Raw genomic sequence first — 17881 nt, 5'->3', positions numbered from 1 at the left:
GAGTACTTGACTAGTTTATAAATATTGATTGAATTTAAGCTTTCAATCTCTTATGCTCAGAAACAGCTCTATTCAACTTATAAAAATAAAATGAAGGGGACTGTAATGAAAATAGGTATACCGAAGGAAATTCACCCGGGTGAAAAGCGTGTCGCAACGACACCTGAAGTAGCAGAGAAAATTATTCAACTGGGTTTTCAAGTTAGTGTCGAAAGTGGTGCAGGTCAGCAAGCTAATATTTCAGATGAAGCTTATAAAGAAGTAGGCTGTAGCATCAGAAAAACAGCTAAAACCTTGTGGAAAAATGCTGATATCGTTATCAAGGTCCGCCCACCCGAAACACATCCTGAGTTAGGAATAGACGAAACAGAGTTATTATCCAAAGGAGGGCATTTAATCAGTTTTATCTGGCCCGCTCAAAATAAAGCCTTATTGCAAAAGCTGGTAGATAAACAGGCTACGGTACTGGCAATGGATTGTGTGCCCCGCTTATCCAGGTCGCAAAAAATGGATGCTTTAAGTTCTATGGCCAATATTGCAGGTTATCGGGCTGTGATTGAAGCCGCGCAACATTTTGATCGATTTTTTACCGGTCAAATTACCGCGGCAGGTAAGGTTCCGCCAGCTAAAATACTGGTTATAGGTGCGGGTGTAGCTGGATTAGCAGCTATCGGTGCAGCTAAAAGCATGGGAGCCATCGTACGAGCATTTGATACCCGCCCGGAAGTCAAAGAGCAAATAGAAAGTATGGAAGCCGAGTTCCTGATGCTGGATTTTGCAGAAGATGGCTCTGGTACCGGCGGATATGCAAAAACCATGTCTAAGGAATTTATCGATGCCGAAATGGCTTTATTTGCCAGACAGGCGATGGACGTCGATATTATCATTACTACTGCACTGATCCCTGGAAAGCCAGCACCCGAATTGATAACTGCAGGTATGGTTGAATCCATGAAGCCGGGTAGTGTTATTGTCGATCTAGCAGGAGAGCAGGGTGGAAATTGCGCTCTTACCGAAAAAGATAAAGTTGTCAGTAAATATGGTGTCACCATTATCGGTTATACCAATTTACCCAGTCGAATGGCGGCCCAATCCAGTCAACTTTATGCAACGAATATAAAACATTTATTAACAGAGTTATGTCCTGAAAATAATGGCAACTTGAATATTAATATGGATGATGAGGTGATTCGTGGTACTACGGTAATCAATCATGGGGAGTTAAGCTGGCCACCGCCTACCATCGCCATTCCCGCCACACCTGCACCGCAAACCGAGGCGCCTGCCGTTGCAGAACTTGTCGTTGCAGAAAAAAAATCAGTGCTACCTGAGTCGATTAAACAGTTATTGCCCATCGCCATTATTGCCAGTTTATTGTTTGCATTAGGCTCGGTTGCACCTGTTTCATTTATGTCCCATTTTACTGTGTTTGTCTTATCCTGTTTTATTGGCTATCAAGTGATCTGGAATGTCTCTGCCTCCTTACACACTCCGCTTATGAGTGTGACCAATGCCATTAGTGGAATCATCATCATTGGTGCAGTGATACAAATTTCTAGCCCCGGATTTATGATTTCCCTGTTGGCGGGTCTGGCGATTCTTATCGCTTCCATTAATATTGCCGGTGGCTTTTTAGTCACCCGACGCATGCTTGAAATGTTTAAAAAACAGGAGTAGACAGATGATATCACCAGGTTTAACGACAATGTCGTATGTAATTGCTTCTATACTATTTATTTTGAGCTTAAGCGGATTAAGTCATCAGGAAACCTCACGCCGAGGTAATTATTATGGTATGGCCGGGATGACGATTGCCCTTATAGCCACGATATTAAGTGATGCTGTACACGCCTATATCATTTTGATAATTGCTTTAGCTATTGGCGGCTTTATAGGTACTAAAGCTGCTTTAACAATTAAAATGACACAAATGCCTGAACTGGTCGCTATTATGCACAGTTTAGTGGGTATGGCTGCGGTACTTGTGGGCTATGCTAACTTTATTGATAGCTCTGCAAGCCTTGAAGGTATAGAAAAAACCATTCATGAGGTTGAAATTTATATCGGTATTTTTATCGGTGCGGTGACTTTTACCGGTTCGGTGATTGCCTTTGGCAAATTATGTGGAAAAATTGATGGCAAGCCTTATTTAATACCAGGAAGGCATTGGCTAAACTTAAGCTTATTAATAGCGACCATCTGGCTAGGTAAGCTGTTTTTATCGGCGGCAGAAACGGGAGGTGGAACTTTTCTACTGATTTTAATGACCTTGATAGCTTTTGCGTTTGGCGTGCATATGGTCATGGCCATAGGTGGTGCAGATATGCCGGTCGTTGTTTCCATGCTCAACAGTTATTCAGGCTGGGCAGCAGCGGCAACCGGATTTATGCTGAGTAATGATTTGTTAATCGTTACCGGGGCTTTAGTCGGAAGTAGTGGGGCTATTTTAAGCTATATCATGTGCCGTGCTATGAATAGGAACTTTCTAAGTGTTATCGCCGGAGGCTTTGGCTCTGCAAGCGGTGAAGCGGCAAAGGTTGAAGGCGAAGTGATTTCTATTGAAATTGAGGAAGCGACTCAGTTATTGAAAGATGCCCGCAATATAATGATTATTCCTGGCTATGGCATGGCGGTTGCGCATGCTCAGCATACGGTGAATGAAATCACTAAAGTGCTACGTGCTCAGGGTAAGCAAGTACGCTTTGGCATACACCCAGTTGCAGGGCGGATGCCAGGACATATGAATGTGCTATTGGCTGAAGCAAAAGTGCCTTACGATATAGTCTTTGAAATGGATGAAATCAATGCTGACTTTCCCGATATTGATGTCTCGATCGTTATCGGGGCAAATGATATTGTTAATCCATCTGCACTGGATGACCCTAACAGCCCCATAGCCGGAATGCCGGTGCTTGAGTGTTGGAAAGGTCGCACCAGCATTGTTTTAAAACGCAGTATGGCAACGGGTTATGCAGGCGTAGGCAATCCGTTATTTGTACACAAAAATACGCGTATGTTGTTTGGCGATGCAAATGAAACCATGCAAGCGGTATTGAAAGCAATGACCGCTTAACCTGTAAGGTAACGCGCAATAAATAACCCACCCATATTGAGTAGGATTATTGTTTGCCTTAACGCCGGAGAAATAAGCGCATAGGTGGCTATGTAACTATTCCTACAATGCAGAAGACGGGCAAAAGACTAGCAAGATGGCTGGGTTATTTATGCGAATTGCCTTAGTCTATTGCAGGGATATTTTCCTGATTAGCGAGAATGCTGGTAGTACAAATCTTAAAATGTTATAGTCTACATTAGGGAACCTGAATATGCATAAGCCATTTCATTTCCTTTTAAAGGTGCTTATCAGGCACCATCTTAAAAATTATTAATAAGGATTCACCATGAATAAAATAGTCAGGTCAATTGCCATTCTCGTATTATCAGCTGCTAGTCTTTCGGCTTTTGCAAAAGATAAGCCCATGAATATGCAACATGAAAAACCTCAGGGCAAGGGAATGGAAATGTCTGAACAAATGCTAGATAAAATGGCAAAGAAAAAGCAACAATATATTTTGAAGATAGACGAGCTTTCAGATCGCATTCAGGATGAAAAAGATGCTAAGAAAAAGCAGGCGTTAATGGATGAACAATTACAGTTAATTAAAGGTCATATGAAGAAAAAAAGAGATATGAAAAAGAAAATGATGAATAAACATCACCAGAAAATGATGAATAAAAAAGACGACATGAAAATGTAAAGTTATATTATCCAGTTAGGTAACGCGCAATGAATAACCCACTCATATTGCGTAGGATTTTTGTTTGTCTTCAAAGCTTGCCCCGTACTTGATACGGGGGCGTAGAAATAGGCGCATAGCTAGTTACGTAACTATTTCTACAACGCAGAAGACGGACAAAAAGACCAGCAAGGTGGGTGGGTTATTTATTGCGAGTTGCCTTAGTCTAAACGCTAATTGTAATATTCTCCAATCGGTGTGGGAAGGTCTACTTTTCCATACCGACAATGTAACCTAGAAAAATCAGTTGAGCGCGAAATTATGCTGCAACACATTGAATTAATGTCATACTTTCAAAAATATTAGATCCACCTATAGCTGTATGGGCTTTTTTGGGAAGTGCTGTGGGATCAATAGATTACTCTAGAAACCGTGAGCAACTGATTTTTCTAGGATTATTCCTTTTAGGACCAGCGGCGTGGTGATTGAGCCGACTTCTTGCGCAAAAAGTGTTAGGTCAGACCACCTGAACTCTAGGATAATAACTTGATACCAATGATTGACCTACGCACGTTCAGATAACCTGATCTCTCTGAAAACAATATGATACTTATTACGGTTCGTAGGATGCTGCTGAGGAACGAAGCGCATCATTCGCGATAGATGCGCTTCGTTCCTCAGCTGCATCCTACCTATTTTAGTCTCACCTTATTATCTTTGATGAATTGCTATGCTTTTGATTTTATTAGGTTGGGGTCAGGTTTTCTGTAGGTTTAGAGTTGCCATTGCAGTGATGTGTAGGGCCAAAGTAGCGGGACATTATTAAACCTTATATAGGTTGATCCCAATAGGGATTAACACCAAATCGTTGCACTAAAAAATCGATCAGTAGTCGCGCTCTTTGTGATAAATAACGGGTCTGCGGGTAGACTGCATAGACATTTAACTGAGGCGTACTGTAGTCGGGCAATAAAGGTACTAGCTCCCCCATTGCTAAAGCCTTCCAGGTAATAAAAGTGGGTATCATGGCGATTCCATGCCCAGCAATAGCCATATCTTTGAGGAAATCACCATTATTGGCATTAATTTTTCCAGCAAGAGTAATATGATGCTGAGTGCCTTGCTGATCTGTAAGTTGCCATCCTGATGAATTTGCCAAGTTGTATTGTAGCAATTGATGTTGCTTTAAATCTTCGTGTGATTCAGGCCTCCCTTGTTTTTTCAGGTAATCAGGGCTGGCACATAGCAGGGTTTTAACCGGGGATAGCTTACGTGCAATCAAGCTAGAATCTTTTAAATCAGCGATGCGTACGGCAAGATCCAGGCCTTCTTCGATTAAATTTTTGTGTCGATCGGAAAAATCAATATTTATAGTGAGTTCAGGATGTAACTTTATAAAAGCATCAATCGCCGGAGCCAGGTGTAATAGGCCAAATGACAAAGGGACCGCCAGGTTAATTGTCCCTGCTAAAGAACTATTGACATCATTTGTTAAGGCATTCAATTCAGCGATATCATCGATAATCTTTAGCGCACGTTCGTAAAAACCTCGCCCTGTTTCCGTTAAGTTTGAGGTACGGGTAGTGCGGTTTATCAAGCGCACTCCAAGGCGCGCTTCAAGTTCACTTAGCCTTCTGCTAACAGCTGACTTAGCTAGCCCCATCTGTTCTGCCGCACGACTTATTCCACCAGCCTCTACCACACGGGTAAAAACCTGCATATCTTCTAACTGACCCACTTTTGTTCTCCTAAAGTGAACAATGATTTGCAATTATTGATGTTTATTCTATTTAAGTCAACAGGTAAACTTAGGCCACAGTGACAATGAGTTAAGTGATTATGTACGTCACTTGACCAAAGTAAATAAAAGGCTAGACATTCCCGAAGTCTTATATTGGGAATCTGGTTTAAATCTACGAGATTCCTGCTAAACCATGCAGGAATGACGGAGTATAACCGAGGATTACGGATAATCAGGAAGAGTATTACATGATTGCGGGTAGGGGAGATTTCCACAATTTAGGAGCATTAACATGAAAGCTAAAATTCGTAAATTACAAAATATTATATCGGGTACTCCAACAACCGACGGTGATGGGGTAACAATGACTCGGTTGATCGGTTCACCTGAATTAAATATGCTAGATCCATTTTTATTATTAGATGCATTTGAAACGGATCAGGTGAATGACTATATAGGCGGTTTTCCAGATCATCCTCATCGTGGTTTTGAAACGGTAACTTACTTGATAGCGGGTCAGATGCGTCATAAAGATAATGCCGGTCATGAAGGTGTAATTGAAGCGGGAGGGGTGCAATGGATGACAGCGGGTAAAGGCATTATTCATTCTGAAATGCCTGAACAGCAAGCGGGATTATTGCAAGGGTTTCAATTGTGGATCAATCTCCCCGCCAGTGAAAAAATGTCAGCGCCCGCTTATCAGGAATTCCCCGCTGATAAGATTGCTGTGGATAGTTCTATTGAGGACTCTGTGATACGGATAATTGCAGGACAGACTGATAATGGCATTTCTGGCCCGGTAAAGAATAACTTTGTTAATCCGCTGTATATGGACATCTCTTTAGCAGCAGGGCAAGTTTTTAAGCAAAGCGTTGATGGAACTGATAATGCGTTTATTTATGTGCTTGAAGGTGAGTTATCTATAAACGATACACAGCAGAAAATAAGTAGCCGACAACTGGGTGTTTTAAGTGAAGGTACTGCAATTGTTGTTAAGGCAAAGGGTGATACACGATTTATACTTGCCGCGGCACGGCCTTTACATGAACCTGTAGCACGGGGTGGTCCGTTCGTCATGAATACTAAAGCAGAAATAATTCAGGCTTTTGAAGATTTTCAGAATAATAGATTTTAGGAGAGAAAAGTGGGCGTATTAATAAAGGGTCAATGGCAGGATGTCTGGTATCCAACAGCAGAGAATAAAGGCGAGTTTATCCGTGCAGCTACGAAGTTTCGCAACTGGATAACTGCTGATGGTTCGGCGGGTGTTAGTGGTAAAGCCGGTTTTAAAGCCGAGTCTGGACGATACCATTTATATGTATCTTATGCGTGCCCCTGGGCTAATCGTACTTTAATTATGCGTAAGCTCAAGGGTCTGGAAGCTATGATTTCCCTATCTGTAGTCAATTGGCATATGGCTGAAGACGGCTGGACTTTTTTGCCAGCAGAAGGTGTTGTGGCTGACCCAGTGATTAATGCTGATTATTTGCGTGAAATCTATGTTCAGGCAGATAATAATTATTCTGGGCGAGTTACAGTGCCTGTGTTGTGGGACAAACAAAACCACACGATAGTATCCAATGAATCTGCGGAAATTATCCGCATGTTTAATAGTGCGTTTGATGGTTTGGGTGCGACTAAGGGTGATTACTACCCTGACAACTTGCGTGCTGAAATTGATAGCTTAAATGATCAGATTTATAGCCGGGTTAATAATGGCGTTTATAAAGCAGGCTTTGCAACGACGCAACAAGCTTATGAAAATGCACTGATCCCGTTATTTTCCATGCTAGATACTCTGGAAAAAAGGCTGGAGACGCAGCGATATTTAATCGGAAATTCAGTCACCGAAGCAGATTGGCGTTTATTTACTACGCTGGTACGTTTCGATCCGGTTTACGTTGGACATTTTAAATGTAACCTAAATCCTGCAAGCATTATACATAATAATCCACAAAACTCCTTATTAAACAATGATATAATATCATTTTCCTGATTTCACTATCTCATTGTTTTAATGAAGCCCTCTAAAGTATCAAAATCCTCATCTCACGTAAGAAACCGTACCCGAACGGTAAAAATGACATCTACAGCACATGGATTGACAAGCCAGGCGGGACTGATTCCCGTCGTGAAATATTTAGACAGGATAGGTTTTGAAAAAACCGTAAAACAAAGCGTTCCACATCGGCGGGGTGAAAATGCAGACCATCACTTATCTGATGTGGTTCTATTGACGTTGGTTGGCATGATGGGGGGAGCAACATCAATGGCAAAGGTGACGACCGTATGGGCAGATAGCGTACTGCGCAAAGTAGCTGGCTGGATAAAGATTCCTGTTGAAACCACAATTTTACGGATCTTTAAAGAAGTAAGTGATAGGCAGATAAGCCAGTTTGAAACGCTCACGCATACTTTGCGTGGTCAACACTGGCGGCGATTGCTTCGTTCCGGAAAATCGAAAACTGGCATACAATCCGTCCAGTGGGTCGATGTCGATTCAACTGTGGACACCGTTTGTGGTCGACAAGAAGGAAGTGCCAAAGGCTTCAACCCCAAAAAGAAAGGTGCCCGTTCATACCATCCACAACTCGCTTTTCTAGCGGAAACAAAAGAAATTTTACAAGCCTGGTTCCGGACAGGCAATGCCTTTACAAGCAATGGTGTTGTAGAATTTACCAAACAGTTACTTGCACACTTGCCCAATCGGATGCGCATTATTTTTCGCGGTGACAGTGGTTATTTTGTCGGTGATTTGCTTGAATTTCTCGATACCAGAGGGCATGGGTATCTAATAAAGGTTAAACTTAAGAATTTGAACGCATTGCTGGCCAAACAGGCCTGGACAGCCATACAAGGCCGACCCGGTTGGGAGCAGAGCGAGTTTCAATATCGTTGTGGTGGCTGGTCTCGCTCTCGTCAGTTTGTCGCGGTCAGGATAAAGCAACCTAAACAAGTGACAGGACCTCAGTCCGAGCTTTGGGATACGGCAGAATATGACTATTTTTGTTATGTAACAACTGAACCTCTATCGCCTTGGCAAACACATAAGAAGTATGGTGAACGAGCGACGTGCGAAACATGGATTGAAGAAGCAAAATCACAAATGGGTTTAGGTAAAATCAGAACGAATCAATTTCTGGCTAATGCCGCATTATTTCATTGCGCCGTTCTTGCCTACAATACCGTGCGCTGGATGGCTCAATTGAGTGGCAACAAAACGTTGTGCCAATGGGAGCCGGATACACTTCGTACTTATCTGATTCGGGTGGCTGGAAAATTACTCACAGGCAATAATCAGCTGAGAGTCAGAACACCTGCAGATCCGCTCTATCCACAGGAATGGGATGATTGGGTTAAGGTGGGGTTACTCGCTTAACATTAACCGAAGTTAAGTCACTTTGATTAAAAGGTCATGGCACGTTGGCAGGGTGTTTATTGCCTTGGGCTCGGGGGATATCCATACGATACAAAAAATTTCCTCTATTTATGATTTAAATCTGGATATTTTGATCGGTTGGACAAAGAGGGCTGGCAAAGCGGCAGTAAAAACCTAATAACCACTTAGCTAGACAGGTTAATGAGAGTCAAAATATGGGCTTGCAGGATTTAGGTGTAATCTTAAGCGTTTAGTTGATTATCCTAATTTATGGGCATATACCCGCGACCTTTATCAACAACCGGGTATTGCTGAAACTATTAATATGCAGCATATTAAGCAACATTATTATGCCAGCCATCAGACAATAAATCCCAGCGGAGTTGTTCCCTTAGGTCCAGAGATAGACTATTTGCAGAAACATAGCAGAGATTTAGTACAATAATTATAAAAAAGCTCAACTAATACACCGGAGTATTCATGATGAACAACCCCATTATCGCCGACAACAAACCCAAAGCAGTCAATCTTAAGCAAGCTGAAAAATATTATTTTTGTACTTGCGGGCGTTCAAGTAATCAGCCCTTTTGCGATGGTTCGCATAAAGGCACTGGTTTCACGCCACAAGAATTTACCGCAGAAAAAGATGAAAAAGCCTATTTATGCGCTTGTAAGCATACGGGCAACGCACCTTTCTGTGATGGCACTCATAAACAATTTACTGCTGAGCAGATAGGTAAAGAAGGCCCAGGGGTGCAAGCCAGGAAATCAGCAGCACCGGTTGCAATACCGACAACCGAAGAACCCACCGTTGCCTTTATACACCAGCTAGCAAAAGAAGGGCTGAGCAATTTAGGCCACCATGGTCAAATGACATCTATGGGTGTGCCACGCCATAAATTACCCCATTGGGACGATTTACAGATTATGGCGGCGCAACTAGCCAACAAGCCTTTGATGGAAGATCAGGCGGTTAATACTCAACTGGTCATCGGTCCAGAAGCAAAAAAACCACTCATACTGGATATTCCTTTATTCGTCTCTGATATGAGTTTTGGTGCTCTATCTGAAGAGGCCAAAATAGCTTTAGCGACAGGGGCGCAACTGGCAAATACAGGAATATGCTCAGGCGAGGGTGGCATGTTACCTGAAGAGCAGCAAAGCAATTCTCGCTATTTTTATGAGTTGGCTAGTGCCCAGTTTGGTTTTAACGATGATGCCTTAACAAAAGTTCAAGCGTTTCATTTTAAAGGTGGGCAGGGTGCAAAAACGGGGACGGGCGGTCATTTGCCCGGCAATAAAAACATAGGAAAAATTTCACAGGTAAGAGGTATACCGGAAGGACAGCCTGCAATTTCACCACCCACCTTTAAAGATCTGAGCAGTGTCGATGATTTTAAGAAAATGGCTGAACATGTGCGTGATATATCCGGTGGTATACCTATAGGTTTTAAACTTAGCGCTAACCATTTAGAACAGGATATGCAATTTGCCCTTGATGCAGGGGCAGATTATATTATTCTTGATGGCAGAGGCGGCGGCACTGGTGCAGCTCCGGAAATGTTTAGAGACCATATTAGTGTACCGACCATTCCAGCTTTGGCACGTGCTCGACGTTTTCTGGATGAGCAGGGTGCAACGGGTCGAGTCACTTTAATTATCACCGGTGGTCTGCGCTTACCGATAGACTTTGTGAAAGCGCTTGCTTTGGGAGCGGATGGTATTGCCATATCAAATAGCGCAATCCAGGCCATTGGTTGCGTTGCAGCAAGAATGTGTCATACAAATAACTGTCCCACGGGCGTTGCAACACAAAAAGAAGAGCTAAGACAGCGTCTGGATATTGCTAAGTCATCACAGCAATTGTTTAATTTTTTCCAGGCTTCGGTTGAATTAATGCAAGTAATGGCAAGAGCCTGTGGGCACGCTAAACTGAGTGATTTTAATAATAACGATCTTGCAACCTGGCATTATGAAATGGCGCGATTATCAGGCGTCAGGTATTCTGGTTATGGAGAATAAGGCACCTGGAAATAAATAAGCATTCAATATTTGGGCAAGATTTTTGTTTGTTATTAGTACTGTAGAAGCAGGCGCATAGCTGGCTACGTAACTATTTCTACAGTGCTAATAATGGACAAAAAGACCAGCAAAGTTGGATGATTATTTGTTTCCAGCTGCCTAATGTGCTTTCGCAATAAGATGTATGCAATTCAACGTTGACGCGTCTGCAGCAAATAATCAAATAAAGGGTAAGATATGCACCAATTAGCTGTAGGGTTAACTGAGTGGTGTTGGTAATGCCAGGGTAGATATTTTTTTGCCCAGTTAATATCGATATGAGCTTTCCGGTGTAGCCAATAATAGACACACACCGAAATAGTTATACCCCAGGCATAGCCATTCAAAATCCAGAAAAAAGGTGCATTTATCATTAAGATACAGAAGAGAACGAGTAGTTCTTTTGCCTGGCTATTCCAGAAAACCGGACGTTTCAGATAGCCAGGATCTAACATGTTTAGTTGTGATGCGATCTGGTGGTGCTGGTAGATATGGTAAGCCCAGAAACTGTCAGGATTTTTCCCCAGACCATGCAGCAAGTAACGGTGAATGATCCATTCGCCCGCATTTGCGATGATTAAGCCCGAGATAAACTGTAAGCCCCAGAATAACATCATCACTTGTTTACCTTTGCATGAGGTTTCTATGCAACGAGAATTCAATAATACCCGAGCCTGACTTGTTCCTGCCTACGCAGGAATGACTTTTCTTTTGACTGTACAGAGCGCTAGAAAAACAGTGGCGTAGCTTGCTATGCGCATGGATTTCTAACACGCCTGTATTACCAAAATAATGCGTCATACTTTCGGGTGTTATTAAATCCTCGTCCCTAAGCATTGTATTTGCTTTCAATAATGCCTCCGCCTAAACAGACTTCTCCTGCATAAAATACGACTGATTGTCCGGGTGTAATCGCTCGTTGTTGTTGCTCAAAAACAACTTTCACTCTACTTTCTGACAAAGGAATAACCTTACAGGGTTGATCTGCTTGCCGATAGCGAGTTTTTGCAGCACACTGGATGACTTCAGTTAATGGCTGATTACTACACCAGTCTAGTTGATTGGCTTCTAAAGTATTATGTAGCATCAACGGATGATTATGTCCTTGTCCGACGATCAAGATATTGTTATCTAAATCTTTATCCAGTACATACCAGGGTTCATCCGGGGCATTTTTTACCCCTCCAATGCCTAAGCCCTGGCGTTGGCCAAAAGTGTAGTACATGAGTCCTGAGTGTTGCGCAATATACTGGCCTTCGGGCGTACGCATTGCGCCGGGTTGGGTCGGCAAGTAACGCTGTAAAAACTGTTTGAATTTACGCTCGCCAATAAAACAAATGCCGGTGCTGTCTTTTTTATGATGATTTGCGAAAGCATATTTTTCAGCCATTTTGCGAATTTCAGTTTTATGTAAATGACCAATGGGAAATAAGGTCTTGCATAAAGCCTGCTGGCCTAAAGTATATAAAAAGTAACTCTGTTCTTTACTGGGGTCTAAGCCTTTAAGCAAAAAATACTCGCCTTGCTTTTCTGCAACACGCGCATAATGACCCGTGGCGATGTAATCCGAGCCTAAGTCCTGCGTCGCATAGTCTAAAAATGCTTTAAATTTAACATGCTTATTGCATAATATATCCGGATTTGGCGTACGACCCAAGGCAAATTCCGCAAGAAAAACTTCAAAGACTTCATCCCAGTATTCGCTGGCAAAATTAACCGTTTTTAATTCGATACCCAGAGTATCACAGACTTGTTGCGCATCAGCCAGGTCTACTAAAGCGGTACATTCATCGGTACCATCATCTTCATCCCAGTTTTTCATAAACACACCGGTAACCTGATGGCCTTGTTCTAGTAATAAAGCGGCGGTAACTGAAGAATCGACACCGCCAGACATGCCGACGATTATATTTTTACTCATGGTTCTAAATCTAAAAATGTTTTTAATAAGGTGAGCGGATAATGTTCTCCGCTCAAATATTGATCTATAGTGGTTAACACTAAAGGACTACGTAATTGTGTTTTTCTTGCGATAATTTCATCGCGTGTTAACCAGTGAGTGGCTATAATGCCATCATCCAGTTTTTGTTCTGGTTGATGATCATGGCAAGTACCAACGAAACAGACTCGCAAAAAACTTGAGAAATCAGGATTTTTACGCCAAAGTTGTATGGAGGTAATGTATTCTGGGGTAAATTGCCAGGCAGTTTCTTCATTGACTTCACGAATGACTGCATTAAGTAGGCTTTCACCTGATTCTAAGTGGCCTGCAGGCTGATTAAATGCGATTCCATTGTCAGTTTCTTCTTCGACTAAAAGGAATCGCTGCTCGCGTTCGATAATGGCCGCGACTGTGACATGAGGTTTCCAAACCATGATTTTTCCTTTTGTTTAAAAAAAGGCTGTAGTCTTATTGTGTATAGACTATTATACTTTATAAAAGAATTGAAATTGAGGATTCCACCTCAATATTAAATGCAAAATTAAATTATTATTTAAGTGTAGAAAGCGATGAGTGATTTTAATCCATCCATAGACCATGATGATGTGCTGGCAGTACAAGAAGCGAAACCCAAATTACAAAAACCACCTTTGTTTAAGGTGATTTTATTAAATGATGACTTTACACCGATGGATTTTGTCATTGAGGTGTTAGTTGACTTTTTTTCTATGAGCGAAGATGCAGCAACGCAGGTGATGTTACATGTTCATACTCAGGGTATGGGGGTTTGTGGAGTTTTCTCAAAAGATGTAGCGGAAACCAAAGTTGAGATAGTGAATAATTATTCGCGTGAAAATCAACATCCTTTAATGTGTGCGATGGAAGAAGCCTAACCGGCTTAAGGAGCAGTATTATGCTAAGTAAAGATCTTGAAGTAACGTTAAACCTGGCTTTTGTTTCTGCACATGAAAAACGCCATGAATTTATTACCGTTGAGCATTTGCTACAGGCATTGCTGGATAATGATAGTGCCTTACAGGTACTCTCTATCTGTGCTTGTGATGTCCCTAGCTTGCGGGGTGAGTTAAGCCAGTTTATTGATGAAACTATCAGCTTATTATCCATAGAAGGTAAACGGGAAACTCAACCTACCCTAGGTTTTCAACGTGTTCTACAACGCGCTGTTTTTCATGCCCAGGCATCAGATAAAAAAGAAGTCGATGGCGCTAATCTATTAGTTGCATTGTTTAGCGAGCAAGATTCACATGCAGTATTTTTGCTCAATAAACAGGATATTCAACGCCTGGATGTGGTCAATTATTTATCCCATGGTATATCGAGAACAGAACAGGAAATACCCGAGCAAACAGGAAACCCCGAAAATGTCGAGCCGGATGCTGCTGAGAGCCCACTGGATAAATATACGACAAACCTTAATCAACAGGCAGTTGAAGGTAAGATTGATCCGCTGATCGGACGTGAGCTGGAACTTGAGCGCACAGTACAGGTTTTGTGTCGTCGACGCAAAAACAACCCTTTATTAGTCGGTGAAGCGGGTGTTGGTAAAACCGCAATTGCTGAAGGGCTAGCGAAGAAAATTGTTGAAGAAGATATCCCGGAAATTCTCCATGGATGCGTTATTTATTCGCTTGATTTGGGAGCTTTGGTTGCCGGCACTAAATATCGTGGTGACTTTGAAAAACGTCTTAAAGCATTGATGAATCAGCTGAAAGATGATGTTAATTCGATATTATTTATCGATGAAATTCATACCATTATCGGAGCAGGCTCTGCTTCTGGTGGAGTGATGGATGCATCTAATTTAATTAAGCCCGCATTGGCATCAGGTCAGTTACGTTGTATAGGTTCCACTACCTATCAAGAATATCGTGGCATTTTCGAAAAAGATCATGCCTTAGCGCGTCGTTTTCAGAAAATAGATGTCATTGAACCGACGGTTGATGAAACTTTTCAAATTCTTAAAGGATTGCAAAGTCGTTTTGAAGAACATCATGAGCTTAAATATAGCATAGAGAGCTTACGCGTAGCCGCTGAATTATCAGATCGGCATATTAGTGATCGTTTCTTACCCGATAAAGCCATTGATGTTATAGACGAGGCAGGCGCAAGTCAGCGCTTAGTGCCTAATGATCAGCGGAATAATTTAATTGATGTCCACGCGATAGAAGAGGTCGTTGCAAAAATTGCAAGAATTCCTCCAAAATCAGTTTCTAGCAATGATCAAGGTAAATTAAAAAATCTTGAAAAGAATTTAAAAATGCTGGTCTTTGGACAGGATGATGCAATTTCTGCGTTATCAACGGCTATTAAACTATCTAGAGCTGGCTTAAGGGAAGCAACTAAAACGATCGGTTCTTTTCTTTTTGCCGGGCCTACAGGCGTGGGTAAAACAGAAGTCACCAAGCAATTGGCGAACCTGATGGGAGTGGAATTAATTCGCTTTGATATGTCTGAGTATATGGAAAGTCATACTGTTTCTCGCCTGATTGGAGCGCCTCCGGGATATGTTGGCTATGATCAGGGCGGCTTGTTGACTGAGCAGGTTAATAAGCATCCACATGCGGTACTGTTGCTAGATGAATTAGAGAAAGCGCATCCTGATGTGTTTAATTTGCTCTTACAGGTTATGGATCATGGCACATTAACTGATAATAACGGGCGTAAAGCTGATTTTAGAAATATTATTCTGGTGATGACTACCAATGCAGGCGCAGAAGAGGGTAGCCGTGCTTCGATAGGGTTTACTCAACAAGAACACTCCAGCGATAGTATGCGTATTGTGGAAAAGTCTTTTTCACCTGAATTCAGAAATCGCCTGGATGCGATCATTCAGTTTAAACCGCTGGATATTACAATAGTTGGGAATGTTGTCGATAAGTTTATTTTTGAACTGGAAACATTATTACTAGAGAAAAATGTGACCTTTAGTCTTGATGCTGAAGCCAGGCTCTGGCTGGCAGAGCACGGTTGCGACCCTAAAATGGGCGCGCGGCCAATGGCAAGACTGATTCAGGAAAAAATAAAGAAACCTCTGGCAAACGATTTATTATTTGGCAAACTGGAGCAGGGTGGTCATGTACAAGTCACTGTACGTGATAAGGAATTAGCGTTTACCATAAAAGGTAAACAACTGAGTTTGCCGGAAAATAATTAAACTGATTGTATGCGTTAAGCCTAGGCTTAGCGCATACGGAATGTAATACGACCTTTAGTTAAATCATAAGGTGTCATCTCTACTTTAACTTTATCACCCGTCAGAATGCGGATGTAATGTTTACGCATTTTTCCAGAAATATGTGCCGTGATTACATGGCCATTTTCTAATTCAACTCTAAACATAGTGTTCGGGAGGGTTTCGGTAATCGTACCATCCATTTCAATCTGGTCTTCTTTTGCCATGTGTCTCTTGTGCTCTAAAGTAGTCTATAAATTTTATCAATAATAGCAGATAACATTCACTAAAGACAGCGATAAAACAAAAAAGGGCCTGCACAGACTTGTGGCTGTGCAGGCCCTTTTTTGTTTTATCGCGCTGCTTAGGGACGTGAGTGGAATAAGTTCGGCAACTAGCGTAGAATTTTTATTCGTCTTCAAGGCACAGAAACAGGCGCATAGCAAGCTACGCAACTATTTCTGCAATGCGGAAGACGGACAAAAAGGCAAGCTAGTTGTCGAAGTTAATACGGGTACGTTCCTTAGTCTTCTGTATTAGTTACAGGCTTATCAGTCTTTGGTTCTGGTTTAGCCTCAGCAATATTTTTTTGATAATTTGCTGCATAAGGGAGATGGAAAGAAATAATCATCCAGAACAACCAGGAGAAATGGTCAAAAACCATTTCTCCAACGATGGCATTCGGTCAACAAACTGATAATACGTCTTCATTGCTTTTTTACCTACCTTTACTCCTGTTTCATATATTTTTTCTGTTAATTTAACAAGAGGTGCTTTGCCATTGTAGGTCATACTTTTGGCAAATTTTAAAGTTGTTTCAACTGTATCCATTATGTCGCCACTAATATGATTTTCATAGGCTCCCCATACTCGTTCAATTGGGTTATATTTACTATGATAAGGAGGGTAGTAGGCCAGTTTTATCTTTATGTTGCTTTTTTCAGCAAACTCCACAAGCCTTTTTATAAACTGAGTTCTGGAGCTACTGTTCTCCATACCATTGTCAGCGTTAATTGTCAGAATATCTACTCCATATTTTTCTTGAATTTCTGGCCAAATTTCTTCCAATCGGTCAACGATGAAATCACTGCTGGCATAGCCTGCTGTAAAGAAAAGGAAAAAATCATCATGTTCAGGCAGATAAAAACCAAAAGGAGTTAACTTTTCCTTAACATCTAAATCATGATCCTCTGCTTTTGTTAAAACCCGATTTCGTCCTCCCCGTGAAAAATTTCCTATATTCATTCTTGCTTTGGCATCAATTGATATACGAATCTCTTTTGGGTTGATATCTGCCATTCCATTGACTGAATGAACTTGTTCAAAAATTGCATCCGTTTCCTTGATTTTCTTATGAGGCTTTGTTTTTTGTACCTTTTTTGGATGGTAACTCAGGTCATTTAATTTTGTATTGATAGTTTTTGAGCAAGGTAATGTTTTTTCATCGTAATAATCAATCTCCAGTAAACGTTTTCTAACTTCTTTAGCCGTTAGCCGGGTATATAATCGACAGGAATTAAAAGAGGGATCCGTTTGACACTCCGGTTCAGCAATTTTTTTTATGTCATCAAGTAGATGAGGAAAATGCTCTTCACTTTTATTACGCCCTCTCGCTGAAAAATTATCTTCTATGGGCTGAGTTTCAAGTTCATATTGTCCTTTTCGGATAGTGCCTCTATTCCATCCTAGTTTTTCTTCAGCAATACTTGCACCACCTGAGCCTAGTAGCTCCACCGTTTCAGCCATGAATATACGACGTACCGAGCCTTTTAAACGATGGGCTGTATTTATAATCCAACCTATAATGCTATCTGTTAATATCAACAAG

15 protein-coding genes are annotated in these 17881 nt (G+C 41.6%); 9 read left to right on the top strand and 6 right to left on the bottom strand.

The window, feature by feature from the left end:
- Positions 1–105: 105 nt before the first annotated feature.
- The 3 genes from ACQY3F_RS07990 to ACQY3F_RS07980 all read left to right on the top strand — a co-directional run bounded on the left by ACQY3F_RS07990 (position 106) and on the right by ACQY3F_RS07980 (position 3758).
- Positions 106–1677 (top strand): Re/Si-specific NAD(P)(+) transhydrogenase subunit alpha, encoded by a 1572-nt coding sequence (locus ACQY3F_RS07990; protein WP_428354337.1) that lies wholly within the window; start codon positions 106–108, stop codon positions 1675–1677.
- Between the two features lie 7 nt (positions 1678–1684).
- Positions 1685–3073, top strand: coding sequence for a Re/Si-specific NAD(P)(+) transhydrogenase subunit beta (gene pntB / locus ACQY3F_RS07985; protein ID WP_428357637.1), 1389 nt, complete (start codon positions 1685–1687; stop codon positions 3071–3073).
- Between the two features lie 328 nt (positions 3074–3401).
- Entirely contained in the window at positions 3402–3758 is a 357-nt protein-coding gene (locus ACQY3F_RS07980; RefSeq protein WP_428354336.1) for a hypothetical protein, read from the top strand.
- An 808-nt stretch (positions 3759–4566) separates the two neighbouring features.
- Here the strand turns inward: ACQY3F_RS07980 and ACQY3F_RS07975 are convergent.
- Positions 4567–5475 (bottom strand): LysR family transcriptional regulator, encoded by a 909-nt coding sequence (locus ACQY3F_RS07975; RefSeq protein WP_428354335.1) that lies wholly within the window; start codon positions 5473–5475, stop codon positions 4567–4569.
- A gap of 295 nt (positions 5476–5770) precedes the next feature.
- Here ACQY3F_RS07975 and ACQY3F_RS07970 point away from each other — a divergent pair, with 295 nt between their 5' ends.
- From ACQY3F_RS07970 to ACQY3F_RS07955, 4 genes are all read left to right on the top strand, one after another.
- On the top strand, positions 5771–6613 hold the full coding sequence (locus tag ACQY3F_RS07970; RefSeq protein ID WP_428354334.1) for a pirin family protein: 843 nt from the start codon (positions 5771–5773) through the stop codon (positions 6611–6613).
- Positions 6614–6622: 9 nt separating this feature from the next.
- On the top strand, positions 6623–7474 hold the full coding sequence (locus tag ACQY3F_RS07965) for a glutathione S-transferase family protein (protein WP_428354333.1): 852 nt from the start codon (positions 6623–6625) through the stop codon (positions 7472–7474).
- Positions 7475–7495: 21 nt separating this feature from the next.
- Positions 7496–8857, top strand: coding sequence for an IS1380 family transposase (locus ACQY3F_RS07960; protein ID WP_428352972.1), 1362 nt, complete (start codon positions 7496–7498; stop codon positions 8855–8857).
- 480 nt (positions 8858–9337) lie between these two features.
- On the top strand, positions 9338–10879 hold the full coding sequence (locus tag ACQY3F_RS07955; protein ID WP_428354332.1) for a glutamate synthase-related protein: 1542 nt from the start codon (positions 9338–9340) through the stop codon (positions 10877–10879).
- Positions 10880–11070: 191 nt separating this feature from the next.
- Here ACQY3F_RS07955 and ACQY3F_RS07950 read toward each other — a convergent pair whose 3' ends face one another.
- The 3 genes from ACQY3F_RS07950 to ACQY3F_RS07940 all read right to left on the bottom strand — a co-directional run bounded on the left by ACQY3F_RS07950 (position 11071) and on the right by ACQY3F_RS07940 (position 13294).
- Positions 11071–11535, bottom strand: a complete 465-nt coding sequence (locus ACQY3F_RS07950) for a sterol desaturase family protein (RefSeq protein WP_428357635.1) — start codon at positions 11533–11535, stop codon at positions 11071–11073.
- Between the two features lie 212 nt (positions 11536–11747).
- A complete protein-coding gene (mnmA, locus tag ACQY3F_RS07945; protein WP_428354331.1) occupies positions 11748–12839 on the bottom strand; it encodes a tRNA 2-thiouridine(34) synthase MnmA in 1092 nt (363 codons plus the stop codon).
- Positions 12836–13294: an NUDIX hydrolase gene (locus ACQY3F_RS07940; protein ID WP_428354330.1), complete on the bottom strand. Its 459-nt coding sequence runs from the start codon at positions 13292–13294 to the stop codon at positions 12836–12838. Before ACQY3F_RS07940 ends, mnmA begins: the two co-directional genes overlap by 4 nt.
- A 135-nt stretch (positions 13295–13429) precedes the next feature.
- On the opposite strand from ACQY3F_RS07940, the gene clpS reads away from it, so the two are divergent.
- Positions 13430–13753 (top strand): ATP-dependent Clp protease adapter ClpS, encoded by a 324-nt coding sequence (gene clpS / locus ACQY3F_RS07935; RefSeq protein ID WP_428354329.1) that lies wholly within the window; start codon positions 13430–13432, stop codon positions 13751–13753.
- A gap of 20 nt (positions 13754–13773) precedes the next feature.
- On the top strand, positions 13774–16035 hold the full coding sequence (gene clpA, locus ACQY3F_RS07930; protein WP_428354328.1) for an ATP-dependent Clp protease ATP-binding subunit ClpA: 2262 nt from the start codon (positions 13774–13776) through the stop codon (positions 16033–16035).
- A 26-nt stretch (positions 16036–16061) separates the two neighbouring features.
- Here clpA and infA read toward each other — a convergent pair whose 3' ends face one another.
- Positions 16062–16280, bottom strand: coding sequence for a translation initiation factor IF-1 (gene infA / locus ACQY3F_RS07925; RefSeq protein WP_221896218.1), 219 nt, complete (start codon positions 16278–16280; stop codon positions 16062–16064).
- A 400-nt stretch (positions 16281–16680) separates the two neighbouring features.
- Positions 16681–17877, bottom strand: a complete 1197-nt coding sequence (locus ACQY3F_RS07920) for an ISAzo13 family transposase (RefSeq protein ID WP_428353685.1) — start codon at positions 17875–17877, stop codon at positions 16681–16683.
- Positions 17878–17881 lie beyond the last annotated feature (4 nt).

This window comes from Methyloprofundus sp., from assembly GCF_965251085.1.
GTDB lineage: Bacteria > Pseudomonadota > Gammaproteobacteria > Methylococcales > Methylomonadaceae > Methyloprofundus.
The sequence above is the reverse complement of the archived record's forward strand: the minus strand, read 5'-3'. Positions and strand labels throughout refer to the sequence as shown.